This is a genomic window from Nocardiopsis sp. NPDC050513, assembly GCF_044457925.1.
GTDB lineage: Bacteria > Actinomycetota > Actinomycetes > Streptosporangiales > Streptosporangiaceae > Nocardiopsis.
Map to the genome: position 1 here is coordinate 318,822 of NZ_JBITHK010000001.1, position 11,860 is coordinate 330,681.

General features: G+C 71.7%; 12 protein-coding genes. 6 read left to right on the plus strand and 6 right to left on the minus strand.

Annotated features, from left to right (window positions below; translation table 11 throughout):
• Window positions 1-35 precede the first annotated feature (35 nt).
• Both ACIBFB_RS01335 and ACIBFB_RS01340 read left to right on the plus strand, forming a co-directional pair.
• Window positions 36-1,019, plus strand: coding sequence for an AAA family ATPase (locus ACIBFB_RS01335; protein WP_397224897.1), 984 nt, complete (start codon window positions 36-38; stop codon window positions 1,017-1,019).
• On the plus strand, window positions 1,019-2,320 hold the full coding sequence (locus ACIBFB_RS01340; protein WP_397224899.1) for a DUF58 domain-containing protein: 1,302 nt from the start codon (window positions 1,019-1,021) through the stop codon (window positions 2,318-2,320). Before ACIBFB_RS01335 ends, ACIBFB_RS01340 begins: the two co-directional genes overlap by 1 nt.
• A 3-nt stretch (window positions 2,321-2,323) precedes the next feature.
• Here the strand turns inward: ACIBFB_RS01340 and ACIBFB_RS01345 are convergent, their stop codons facing one another.
• A complete protein-coding gene (locus tag ACIBFB_RS01345; protein WP_397224901.1) occupies window positions 2,324-2,641 on the minus strand; it encodes a type II toxin-antitoxin system PemK/MazF family toxin in 318 nt (105 codons plus the stop codon).
• Window positions 2,631-2,858 (minus strand): hypothetical protein, encoded by a 228-nt coding sequence (locus ACIBFB_RS01350; protein WP_397224903.1) that lies wholly within the window; start codon window positions 2,856-2,858, stop codon window positions 2,631-2,633. The genes ACIBFB_RS01345 and ACIBFB_RS01350 overlap by 11 nt, the downstream gene beginning before the upstream one ends.
• Before the next feature lie 248 nt (window positions 2,859-3,106).
• On the opposite strand from ACIBFB_RS01350, the gene ACIBFB_RS01355 reads away from it, so the two are divergent.
• Complete coding sequence (locus ACIBFB_RS01355) at window positions 3,107-4,948, plus strand: tetratricopeptide repeat protein (protein WP_397224905.1); 1,842 nt, start codon at window positions 3,107-3,109, stop codon at window positions 4,946-4,948.
• A 7-nt stretch (window positions 4,949-4,955) separates the two neighbouring features.
• On the opposite strand, the gene ACIBFB_RS01360 is transcribed toward ACIBFB_RS01355, so the two are convergent.
• Both ACIBFB_RS01360 and ACIBFB_RS01365 read right to left on the minus strand, forming a co-directional pair.
• Complete coding sequence (locus ACIBFB_RS01360) at window positions 4,956-5,219, minus strand: DUF397 domain-containing protein (protein ID WP_397224907.1); 264 nt, start codon at window positions 5,217-5,219, stop codon at window positions 4,956-4,958.
• Window positions 5,220-5,259: 40 nt separating this feature from the next.
• Entirely contained in the window at window positions 5,260-6,252 is a 993-nt protein-coding gene (locus ACIBFB_RS01365) for a stage II sporulation protein M (protein ID WP_397224909.1), read from the minus strand.
• Between the two features lie 116 nt (window positions 6,253-6,368).
• Here ACIBFB_RS01365 and ACIBFB_RS01370 point away from each other — a divergent pair, with 116 nt between their 5' ends.
• Window positions 6,369-7,202, plus strand: coding sequence for an RDD family protein (locus ACIBFB_RS01370; RefSeq protein ID WP_397224911.1), 834 nt, complete (start codon window positions 6,369-6,371; stop codon window positions 7,200-7,202).
• 6 nt (window positions 7,203-7,208) lie between these two features.
• Here the strand turns inward: ACIBFB_RS01370 and ahcY (ACIBFB_RS01375) are convergent, their stop codons facing one another.
• Window positions 7,209-8,471: an adenosylhomocysteinase gene (ahcY, locus tag ACIBFB_RS01375; RefSeq protein ID WP_397224913.1), complete on the minus strand. Its 1,263-nt coding sequence runs from the start codon at window positions 8,469-8,471 to the stop codon at window positions 7,209-7,211.
• Window positions 8,472-8,547: 76 nt separating this feature from the next.
• Window positions 8,548-9,984 (minus strand): adenosylhomocysteinase, encoded by a 1,437-nt coding sequence (gene ahcY, locus ACIBFB_RS01380; protein ID WP_397224915.1) that lies wholly within the window; start codon window positions 9,982-9,984, stop codon window positions 8,548-8,550.
• A 128-nt stretch (window positions 9,985-10,112) separates the two neighbouring features.
• Between ahcY (ACIBFB_RS01380) and ACIBFB_RS01385 the strand changes: the two genes are divergently transcribed.
• Window positions 10,113-10,526, plus strand: a complete 414-nt coding sequence (locus ACIBFB_RS01385) for a MerR family transcriptional regulator (protein WP_397224917.1) — start codon at window positions 10,113-10,115, stop codon at window positions 10,524-10,526.
• A 112-nt stretch (window positions 10,527-10,638) separates the two neighbouring features.
• Entirely contained in the window at window positions 10,639-11,823 is a 1,185-nt protein-coding gene (locus tag ACIBFB_RS01390; protein WP_397224919.1) for a hypothetical protein, read from the plus strand.
• Window positions 11,824-11,860 lie beyond the last annotated feature (37 nt).

Sequence of the window (11,860 nt, forward strand, 5' to 3'; positions counted from 1 at the left end):
CAGACCACCGAGGTATCGAGAGAGGTAGACGGCACGTGAGCGCCTTCACATCCGAGGCACTGCCCTCCGCCGACGAGGCGCGGGCGGCGCTGACCGCCCTGCGCCAGGAGGTCGGCAAGGCGGTCGTGGGCCAGGACGAGACGGTGACCGGGCTGGTCGTGGCACTGCTGTGCCGCGGCCACGTGCTGATGGAGGGTGTGCCGGGTGTCGCCAAGACACTGCTGGTGCGCACCGTGTCGGCGGCGCTGTCCCTGGACCACAAGCGGGTGCAGTTCACCCCGGACCTGATGCCCGGGGACGTGACCGGTTCGCTCGTCTACGACCAGCACACCGCGAAGTTCGAGTTCCTCAAGGGGCCGGTCTTCACCAACCTGCTGCTGGCCGACGAGATCAACCGGACCCCGCCCAAGACGCAGGCGTCCCTGCTGGAGGCCATGGAGGAGCGGCAGGTGACGGTCGAGGGCAGCCCGGTGGCGCTGCCGGACCCGTTCATGGTCGCCGCGACGCAGAACCCGGTGGAGTACGAGGGCACCTACCCGCTGCCCGAGGCCCAGCTGGACCGGTTCCTCCTCAAGGTCACCGTCCCGCTGCCCGAGCGCACGGCCGAGGTCGAGATGCTGGGCCGCCACGCCGACGGGTTCGACCCGAGCGACCTGGCCGCCGCCGGGGTGACCCCCGTGGCGGGGGCCGCCGAGCTGCACGCCGCCCGGCTCGCCGTGGAGGGGGTCCGCGTGGCGCCCGAGGTGCTGGGCTACATCGTGGACCTGTGCCGGGCGACCCGCCAGTCGCCCTCGCTCCAGCTGGGCGCCTCTCCGCGCGGCGCGACGGCGCTGCTGCGGACCAGCCGGGCGTGGGCGTGGCTGACCGGTCGCGACTACGTGACGCCGGACGACGTGAAGGCGCTGGCCAAGGCGACGCTGCGGCACCGCGTCTCACTGCGCCCGGAAGCCGAGCTGGAGGGCGCGACCACCGACGGAATCCTGGACGGTGTGCTCGCCTCCGTCCCGGTGCCCCGCTGATGGCGGTCACCGGACGGGCGGTCGTCGTCGGGCTCCTCGCGGTGGCCGCCGTGGCGATCTCGGGGGCGGTGGGCGCGTGGGCGACCGCGGTCGCGCTGGGCGTCCTGGCCGTGCTGCTCGCGGCGGACGTGCTGTTGGCCGCGAGCCCGGGGGCGCTGCGCCTGGCCCGGGAGGGGGACACCGCGCTGCGCCTGGGCGACTCGGCGACGGTGCACGTCATCCTGGCCAACCCGACCCGGCGCCCGCTGCGCGGGTGGGTGCGCGACGCCTGGCCGCCGAGCGCGGACGCGAGCCCGAGGAGGGTCCCGGTGCGGGTGGCGGCGGGCGAGCGGCGACGGATCACGACGACGCTGACACCGACCCGCCGCGGCGACGCGCGGGCGGCCGGGGTGACGGTGCGCAGCATCGGACCGATGGGGCTGGCGGGACGCCAGCGGACGCTGGCGGCGGAGTGGACGGTGCGGACGCTGCCGCCGTTCCACAGCCGCCGCCACCTGCCGGGAAAGCTGTCACGGCTGCGGGAGCTGGAGGGTCAGCACACGGCGATGGTGCGCGGGCAGGGCAGTGAGTTCGACTCGCTGCGCGACTACGTGCCCGGCGACGACGTGCGGTCGATCGACTGGCGGGCGACGGCGCGGGGCGAGGGCGTGGTGGTGCGGACGTGGCGGCCGGAGCGCGACCGTCGGATCCTCATCGTGCTCGACACCGGACGCACGTCGGCGGGGAGGGTGGGCGACACTCCCCGCCTGGACCATTCGATGGACGCCGCGCTGCTGCTCGCGGCGCTGGCGGGCAAGGCGGGCGACCGGGTGGACTTCCTGGCCTACGACCGGCGGACGCGGGCACAGGTGCGCGCGTCGGGCAAGGGCAGCCAGGTGAGCCGGATCGTGGAGGCCATGGCCCCGCTGGAGGCGGAGCTGGTGGAGTCGGACCCCGCGGGGATGGTGTCGACCGTCCTGGGGACGCAGGGGAGGGCGCGGCGCCTGGTGGTGCTGCTGACCGACCTCAACGCGGCGGCGCTGGAGGAGGGGCTGCTGCCGAGGCTGCCCGCGCTGACCTCGCGGCACCTGTTGATGGTCGCGGCCGTCACCGACCCGGCGGTGGGCGCGATGGCGGCCGAGCGCGGGAGCGCGGACGCGCTGTACCGGGCGGCCGCGGCGGAGCGGACGCTGGGCGAGCGGCGGCGGGTCACGGCGGAGCTGCGCAGGATGGGGGTGGAGGTCGTCGACGCGGACCCGGAGCACATCGCCCCGGCGCTCGCGGACGCCTACATCAACCTCAAGGCCCAGGGGCGACTGTGATCCCTATAGAAGTCCCAGGATGAGACGGCAGGCGTGGTCCAACTCGTCCAGCTCATGCGGGTCGAGTCGCCCGGCGAAGTCCCCCAGGCGTATCTGGCGATCGACTGCGCGCATCTGGTCGACGAGCACCCGCGTGGCGGTGCCGTCCGCCAGTTTGATCTCGGGCCGGAAGATCGCGGGTGCGGCACTCGTCGAGGTCGGAGCCACGACCACAGTGGAGAGGTTGAAGGGGCCCTGAAGCTCCACGCAGTAACGTGGGCCGCGCTGCTCATGACCCAGTGCGCGCTTGTCCGCACGGAGCCGGTAGAGGTCACCACGCATCCGCGTCGCCCATCTCCGCCGCGATCCGCGCGAGTTCGGCCCTGTCCGCCTCGTCATTCCTCAGGCGCTCGGCGTCCTCTCGCGTCTGGGCGTACTGCTGGGCGACGTAGGCCTCGTGGATGATCTCCCGAAGCACCGTGGAGCGGTCGCGTCCTGCGGTGAGCTCCCGCAACTCGCGTTCGGTCCGTTCGTCCGGACGAAAACTGATCATTGCCATACAGGCATGGTAATACACCCTGTCATACGCCGCGTTCAGGTCGGCGCTGTCCAAACAGTGCCCGAGGTCGGCAGTATGGGGGCATGGCTTCTCCCCCCAACGCCAACCACAACGCTTCTCGCGGTGACGTGCACGGCCAACTGGTGCAGGCCAGGGACATCCACGGCGGCGTGACGATCAACGTGTCGTCCGCTCCGCCCGCTCCGTCATCGGACGTGTCCCTGGATCCGCCCCGGCTCGCCACCCCCGTGCGCGGGCGCGACGACCTGTTGACCGCGCTCGGCGAGGCGATGCGCGTGGGCGCGCCCGTTCCGCATGTGCTCACGGGTCCCGGCGGCTTCGGGAAGACCACCGTGGCCGCCGCGCTCGCCGAGCGGGCACGCACGGACGGGTGGACGGTGTTCTGGGTCCGTCCCGGCAACGTCACGGCGAGCATGTTGGAGGCCGCCGTGGAGGTGGGTGGCTCCCGGGAGGAGGCCGAACGACTTCGGGGGACCCGACACCAGGCCGCCCGGTGGGTCTGGCGTCATCTCGATGAGGCGCCCCGCCCGTGGCTGCTGGTGATCGACAACGCCGACAGACCGGAGGAGTTGGACCCCGATAACCGGGCAGGGGACCAGCTCGGATGGATGCGAGCCAGCACCGGCGGGTTCGTCCTGGTCACCAGCCGAGTGGACGACCCCGCGTTATGGGCCCCGGCCGAAGTCCATCGGATCGGTGCCCTGGACTCCTCCGCCGCGACGACGGCACTCACCGACCACGCGGGCCTTCCCGAACTCCCCGGAGCCGACGCGTTGGCTGAGCGCCTCGGAGGCGTACCGCTCGCACTCCACCTCTCCGGTCGCATTCTGGCGACACACCGGGTGCTCTTCCCCGACGCGCACGCTCTGCTGGACAGGCTCGACCAGAACATCGAGGTGCTGGACGAACTGGCCACGCCCTTCACGGCAGGCGGCGAAGCGGATCGACGACTCCTCTCCTGTGTCTGGGAACTGTCACTTCGTCTGGTCGCCGAGAAGGAGCCCCAAGCCACCGCACTGCTACGGTTGCTCGCGCTCCTGGGTCCCGAGGCGACAGACATCCCGCTACGCAGACTCCCCCTGTCCGAACTGGATGACGTCTTCGGCGACGTCGATGAGGCGGCGTTCGCCCGGACGGTCAACGCCCTCGTCATCCATGGTCTGGTGGCCGTAACCACACACCAGAACGAGGCTTCCCTTCGCCTCCACCCGCTCGTGTCCGAGACCATCCGCGCCGCGCTCACGCGGAACGACCTCTCCCTATTGGGGAAGGCCGGACACCTCCTGGCCTGGCGACGTGGCCATGACCCGATCCTGGAATCCGTGAGCCGTTGGGCCATCGGCCACCTGCACTCGCGGACAAGCCCAGAACAGCCCGGTGCAGCCATGTCAATGTTCGTCGACGCGGCTCACGCCATGATCCTGCTTGGTCAGTTCGACGAGTCGGTCAGGGTCCTCACCGAACTCGCCGGGAGAGCGGAGAACACCCTGGGGAACGAACACCCGGTCACGCTCACGGCTCGGCATTACCTCGCCGAGGCACACCAGATGGCGGGCAGGCTGGACGAGGCCGAGGAGATCCACCTCGATGTGCTCGCGGCCCGTAGACGGGTGCTCGGCGAGACCCACGACAGTGTCCTCGACAGCCGTCACCAACTGGCCATGATCCACGGCATGCGTGGACGCTGGGCGACGGCGGAGACGGAGTCACGTGCGGTGTTGGAGGCTCGCCTTCGCCGACGCGGCACGGATGACCAGTCCACACAGGTAGCCATGGAGAACCTGGCCTTCGTCCTCATGAAACAGGGAGAACTGTCGTCGGCCGAGTCGATGTTTCGGGATGTGTGGCGGGTTCGAACCCGGTTGTGGGGAGAACACCACCACCTGACCGCGCAGGCCGAGTACTACGTCGGCCGGGTCCTCCTCGAACAGGGCGACGCGCGTCGTGCCAGGGAGGCGTTTGACCGAGTGTTGCCCGTGTGGGGAAAGTTCCTCGGACCGGACCACCCCCGGATCCAGCTAGCCCGCGAGAGACGCGACGAGGCCACGCGGCTGCTCGATGAGGAATGAGCAGGGTTCAGTGCGCCGGTGCCTTGATCAAACGCACGAAACCCGACCACTCGGCCCTTCCAAAGCCCAGGACCGCCTGCTCGGGGTGCACGGAGTCCCTGAGTAACAGCACCATCTGCTCAGTGAGGGCGACCTCGACACAATAGGCCGTCTCGTAACTGCTGTAACTGCTCTTGGACCAGGTCGGCGACTTGGCCAGGGAGACTTCCAGGCACGCCGCTTCGTACGTGCTGAAGGAGCTCTTGAACCAGCGGGGGGTATCGGTATCCACGGGGCGATGCTGCCACAGGATCCCCCTCACCGCCGGGGTTTCACGCGAGCGGCACGGCCGCCGGCGCGTTCTCCAGGTCCCCGGTCTCGCCCCGCTCGTACGCCCACTTCCCGAGCGTGTACACGTACACGAAGAACAGCGCCTCGGCGACCACGCCGATCCCGATCCGCAGCCACACCGTCTCCACCCACCCGGTCACGAAGCCCTCGATGAGTCCGGAGATGAACAGCACCACCACGAGCCCCAGCGCCACCGCGACCGCCGCCCGGCCCTCCTCGCCCAGCGCCCGCAGCCGCGTCCGGTCGCCCGGGGAGACGATCGTCCACCCGAGCTTGAGGCCCACGCCGCCCGCCACGAACACCGCCGTCAGCTCCAGCAGCCCGTGCGGCAGGATCAACCCGAAGAACACGTCGGCCCGGTCGTTGGCGATCATCATCGCCGCCGTCTGGCCCAGCCCCATCCCGTTGACCACCAGCACGTACAGGGTCGGCAGCCCGAGGAACGCCCCGGAGACGATCGCCACCGCCGCGATCCACGCGTTGTTCGTCCACACCCGCGCGGCGAACGAACCCGCCGGGTTCTCCACGTAGTAGTTGGCGAAGTCGTGCTCGACGTAGCGCGCCATGTCCTCCGGCGAGCCGAGCGCGTACAGCGCCTCCGGGGTGTTCACGAGCCACGCGGCCGTCGCCGAGGACACCAGCACCATGCCCAGCGTCACCGCGAGCCACCACCACCGCAGCCGGTACAGCACGGCCGGGAACACCCGTGTGAAGAACCCCGCGGCGTCCCGCCACGCGGAGGAGTGCGACCCGGTCACCGCCGAGCGCGCGCGTGCCACCAGTGCGGACAGCCGTCCCACCAGCACCGGGTCCTGCCCCGAGGAGCGCACCACCGACAGGTGCGTGGACACCCTCTGGTAGAGCCCGACCAACTCGTCGACCTCCTCGCCGGACAGCCGACGGCGTCTGCCCACCAGGCGATCCAGGCGGTCCCACTCCTTGGCGTGCGCCGCCGCGAACACGTCGATATCCACGTGTGAGACCCTACTGGGTCGTTCCGCCCGATCCGTGCCCCGGCCGCTGACGCCAGGAAGAGCAGGTGGCGGTAGTGTCGGAGGGTACGGTACGGACTTCGAGGGAGCGTGTGCAGGTGAACCATCCCGGCGGCGAGGCCCGCGAGGACGTGTACGGCACGGCTCCGCTGGTCACGGGCGACGCGGTGGTCCTGGACCTGCGCCCTGCGGGCTTCGCGACCAGGGCCGCGGCCATCGCGTTGGACGTCATCCTCCAGCTCATCCTCCTGGTCGCCCTGGTCGCGGCGACCACCTGGATCAGCACGGGCGTCGACCTGGCCGCCACGATGGCCTTCTACACGGCGACGATGGTCCTCATCATCGTCGGGTACCCCACCGCGTTCGAGACTATCTCCCGCGGCCGGTCGCTCGGCAAGCTGGCCCTGGGGCTGCGGGTGGTCGGCACCGACGGCTCCCCCGTCCGCTTCCGCCAGGCCCTGGCCCGCGCGCTCGCGGCCTTCGTGGAGATCTGGCTGACGACCGGGGTGATCGCCCTGTTCACGTCGATGGTCAACCGCGACGGACGGCGCGTGGGCGACTTCATCGCGGGCACGATGGTCGTCGAGGAGCGCGCCGGGCGCCGACGCGAGGAGTTCGTCGCGATGCCGCCGCACCTGGCGGAGTGGGCCGCGCACGCCGAGCTGTCCCGCCTCACCCCCGAGACGTCCGCGTCCGCCCGCCAGTACGTCATGCGGTACACGGAGCTGGCCGAGCACACCCGCCACGAGATGGGCCTGCGCCTCGCCGACGCGGTGGCCGCCCAGATCAGCCCGCCCCCGCCGCCGGGGACGGCCCCGCCGCACTTCCTGGCCGCCGTGCTCGCCGAACGCCGCCGCAGACACACGCTGGACGCCTGGCTCGACGGCCCCCCGGGACCCGGCCCCGCGGGACCGGCGCACGGCCGTCCCTGACCTCCCTCAGGGGTGCCAGGAGCGCAGGTAGACGTCCTGGTCGGGGGTGAGGGTGTCGATCCGCACCCCGAGCGCGGCCAGTTCGAGCCGGGCCACCTCGGTGTCGGTCTCCTCCGGTACCTCGACCACCCCGGGTTCCAGGTCGGCGTGGTGCCGGGCGAGCCACTCGGTGGTCAGGGCCTGCACGGCGAAGGACATGTCCATGACGGCGGCCGGGTGCCCCTCGGCCGCGCCCAGGTTGACCAGCCGCCCCTCGGAGAGCAGCAGGACCCGGCGCCCGTCGGCGAAGACGTACTCGTCGGCCTGCTCGCGGACCCCGCGGTTGACCTCGACCGCCATCCGGTCCAGCGCGACGAGGTCGATCTCCAGGTCGAAGTGGCCCGAGTTGGCCAGGATCGCGCCGTCGCGCATCCGTTCCAGGTGCTCGGCCCGCACCACGTCCCGGTTGCCGGTCACGGTGACGAACACGTCCCCGAGCGGCGCCGCCTCGTCCATGGTCGTGACCGTGTAGCCCTGCATGACCGCGTCCAGGGCCTTCACGGGGTCCACCTCGGTGACCACCACGCGTGCGCCCATCCCCCGGCCCCGCTCGGCCAGTCCGCGACCGCAGTAGCCGAACCCGGCCACGACGATCGTGCGCCCGGCGAGCATCGCGTTGGTGGCGCGCAGGATGCCGTCTATCGTCGACTGCCCGGTGCCGTACCGGTTGTCGAACATGCGCTTGGTGGCGGTGTCGTTGACCGCGACCATCGGCAGCCGCAGCTCGCCCGCCGCGCTCATCCGCCGCAGCCGGATCACCCCGGTGGTGGTCTGCTCGCAACCGCCCAGCACTCCCTCCATGAGGTCGGGGCGCAGCGAGTGGACCGTGTTGACCAGGTCGCAGCCGTCGTCGAGCAGCAGGTGGGGCCGTGCCTCCAGGACGGTGACCAGGTTGCGGTCGTAGGCGGCCTGGTCCATGCCCGCCCACGCGTGCACCGCCACGCCGTACTCGGCGACCAGGGCGGCGGCGGTGTCGTCCTGGGTGGACAGCGGGTTGGAGGCGGCCAGCCAGACCTCCGCGCCGCCCGCGCGCAGGGCACGCAGCAGGTTGGCCGTCTCGGCGGTCACGTGCAGGCACGCGGCGACGCGCGTGCCGTCGAGCGGCCGTTCCCGTGCGAACCGCTCGCGCACGCTGCGCAGCACGGGCATGGAGCGCTCGGCCCAGTCCACCCGGCGCATCCCGGCCTCGGCCAGTCCGAGGTCCGCCACCTCGTGCGAGGGGCCCGTCATCAGCTCACCCGTGTCCGTCTCTCGTGGAACCGGGCCGGGCGCGGGTGGTGTCCCCGCCCCGGCCCGTCCCTGGCCTCTAGTAGCGGTAGTGGTCGGGCTTGTACGGGCCCTCGACGTCCACGCCGATGTAGGCGGCCTGCTCCTTGGTGAGCGTGGTCAGCTTGACGCCGAGCGCGTCCAGGTGCAGCCGCGCCACCTTCTCGTCCAGGATCTTCGGCAGCGTGTACACGTTGGTCGGGTACTCGTCCGGCTTGGTGAACAGCTCGATCTGCGCGATGACCTGGTTGGTGAAGCTGTTGGACATCACGAAGCTCGGGTGGCCGGTGGCGTTGCCCAGGTTGAGCAGCCGGCCCTCGGACAGCACGAGCACGGACGTGCCGTCGGCGAAGGTCCACTCGTGGACCTGCGGCTTGATCTCCTTCTTGGCGATCCCGGGGATCTTCGCCAGGCCCGCCATGTCGATCTCGTTGTCGAAGTGGCCGACGTTGCCGATGATCGCCTGGTGCTTCATGCGGGAGATCTGGTCGGCCATGATCACGTTGAAGTTGCCGGTGGTGGTGATGAAGATGTCACCGGTCTCCACGACGTCGTCCAGGGTGCTGACCTGGAAGCCGTCCATGGCGGCCTGGAGGGCGTTGATCGGGTCGATCTCGGTGACGACCACCCGGGCGCCCTGGCCGCGCAGCGCCTCGGCGGAGCCCTTGCCGACGTCGCCGTAGCCGCACACCACGGCCACCTTGCCGCCGATGAGGACGTCGGTGGCGCGCATGATGCCGTCGGGCAGCGAGTGGCGGATGCCGTACTTGTTGTCGAACTTGCTCTTGGTGACGGAGTCGTTGACGTTGATCGCGGGGAAGGCGAGGCTGCCGTCGCGCTGCATCTCGTACAGGCGGTGGACGCCGGTCGTGGTCTCCTCGGTGACGCCCCTGATGCCCGCGGCGATCTTCGTCCACTTCTGCGGGTCCTTGGCCAGGCTCTCGCGCAGGAGCCGCAGGACGACGCCGAACTCCTCGCTGTCGGCCGTGTCGGGGTCGGGGACCGCGCCGACCCGCTCGTACTCCGCGCCCTTGTGGACGAGCATGGTGGCGTCGCCGCCGTCGTCCAGGATCATGTTGGGACCCTCGGCGCCCGGCCACGTGAGCGCCTGCTCGGTGCACCACCAGTACTCCTCCAGCGTCTCGCCCTTCCAGGCGAACACCGGCACGCCCCTGGGGTCGTCGACGGTGCCGTCGGGGCCGACGACCACGGCCGCGGCCGCGTGGTCCTGGGTGGAGAAGATGTTGCAGCTGACCCAGCGCACCTCGGCGCCGAGGGCGACCAGGGTCTCGATCAGAACGGCGGTCTGCACGGTCATGTGCAGGGAGCCCATGATGCGGGCGCCCCGCAGGGGCTTGCTGTCGCCGTACTCCGCGCGAGTGGCCATGAGGCCGGGCATCTCGTGCTCGGCGAGCCGGATCTCGTCGCGGCCGAACTCGGCCAGGGAAAGATCGGCGACCTTGAAGTCGAAAGCCATGCGTTCCTCACTCGTGATCGTGGTGGCGACCCTGATTGTATGGCTGCTCCCGGCCGCACGGACTGTTTCTGACAATCAACTGTCAGATTTGCTTCGACTCGCGTGGAAAGTGGGTTAGGCTCGCGTCCATGGCCGCCCTCGACGACGCCCCGCCCGCACCCGACCGGCTCGCGCCGGGCGGCCCCGTGCCGATCTCGGCGGCCGCCGAGCGGGTGGGCACGACGGCCCGCATGCTGCGCTACCGCGAGGGCCTGGGCCTGCTGCCCCGCACCCAGGAACGTCCCACCGGGCGCGGGCACCGCCACCGCCGCTTCACCGAGGAGGACCTGCGCACGATCGCGGTCGGCCTGGAGATGGAGCGCGAGTTCGACATCCCGCCCGCCGCGCTGGCGTTCGCCCTGCGGGTGCTGGCCGAGCCGGAGGTCCTGGCGCGGGTGCGCGCGCACGGCGAGCGGCTGGGCAGGCTGACCGCCGCCCCCGCGCGCGCGATGGACTTCGAGAAGGAGAAGGCGATGCGCCTGCTCCACCACCGTCGCGCCTGACCGACGACGCCCGTCCCCACCGTGGGTTGACACGCGTGCGCGGCCGGTCACGGCCACATGCCCTCCGTCCCAACAGGTTTTGGCGGCGAGTCCACGGGCTACGGATCCACACGTGGATACCCTTAGCAGCGGCGCGACCCTGAACCGTCTCCCGGTCCACGTGCGCGACGAGCTCACCGACGTCGACCGGCTCCATGCGATCTGGACCCGGTACCGCCACGGCCAGCCGCAGGAAGAGCGTACGGCCGCCCTGCGCGCACTGATCCGGCGCCGGGTCCGCGACTGGGGCGGCGGGCCCGCCCTGGAGGAACTGGTCGTGTCCACCTCCGAGGACGGGATGTCCGGCCAACCGGTCACCGTGGACTACGTCGAGGACCTCGGCCGACGCGCGGCAGCCCTGCCCGCCGACTGCCGCCACCGCTCCCCCGGCCCCCTCGGGACCGCCGGGGCCGGTCGGCTGGCCGGGGCCGCCGCCGTCCACGCGCATCCCGTCGTCCGCGCCGCGCACGTGTACGCCGAGTGCGTCGAGGTGCTGCGCGGCCTCCGGGCCGCCGAGTCGGACGGCCCCGGAGCGGGAACCGGCGGCGCGCCCTCCGACGACGACCCGCCGTGGGCCCTGCCGTGGATCCTCACCTCCCTGGTGCTCCAGCGCGCCGACCACCCGCCCCTGCTCCCGGACCCGCGCTGCTTCCCGCCGCCGTCCGAGGAGCGGGACCCCGCAGCCCGGTTCGCCGAGCTGGTCCACCACTTCGCGCGCCTGGTCACCAGTGCCCTGCGCGACGAACTGTGCTGGGCGCCCGCGAGTGTCCCGCCCCCGCGGGCGCACATCTCCCCGCTGGCGTCGGTGACGTGCCGCAGGGTCCAGGACTACGTGCGGTCGCGCCGGGGCTCCCTGGCGCTCATCCTCCAGGCCCTGGACCCGGGGGCGACGACGACGGTGCGCACGGGCGGGTCCGACGACGCCCCGGAGGACGCCGCCCCCGCGCCGGCCGCCCGGACGGTCCTCACCCCCGGCGCCGCGCACTGGTGGACGTCCCTGGAGCTGGTGGTGGGCGACGCGTCCCTGACCCTGTTCGTGGTCGTGCAGGAGGTCGGCTGCCCGACCACCGGCGTCCTCGCGGTCACCGCCGACGCGCGGCTCACCACGCCGGAGGGGGTGCGCGACGCGCTGGACATGTCCGGAGCCGAGAGCGTCACCGTCATGCCGTCGGACTGCGTGGACGACCGGTGGCCGCAGATCCGCGACCTGGTGGACGAGGCGGTCTCGCGGGCGATGAACGTCCTCACCCGGGTGTGACCCGGCCGGGGCGCCCGGGCCGCACCCGGGCGCCGCC

Excerpts from the sequence above, each read along its gene's own strand:
- ACIBFB_RS01385 (WP_397224917.1), top strand. The coding sequence starts at position 10,113 with ATGGCCGCCCTCGACGACGCCCCGCCCGCACCCGACCGGCTCGCGCCG.
- ahcY (WP_397224915.1), bottom strand. The coding sequence starts at position 9,984 with ATGGCTTTCGACTTCAAGGTCGCCGATCTTTCCCTGGCCGAGTTCGGC.
- ahcY (WP_397224913.1), bottom strand. The coding sequence starts at position 8,471 with ATGACGGGCCCCTCGCACGAGGTGGCGGACCTCGGACTGGCCGAGGCC.
- ACIBFB_RS01350 (WP_397224903.1), bottom strand. The coding sequence starts at position 2,858 with ATGGCAATGATCAGTTTTCGTCCGGACGAACGGACCGAACGCGAGTTG.
- ACIBFB_RS01345 (WP_397224901.1), bottom strand. The coding sequence starts at position 2,641 with ATGCGTGGTGACCTCTACCGGCTCCGTGCGGACAAGCGCGCACTGGGT.
- ACIBFB_RS01340 (WP_397224899.1), top strand. The coding sequence starts at position 1,019 with ATGGCGGTCACCGGACGGGCGGTCGTCGTCGGGCTCCTCGCGGTGGCC.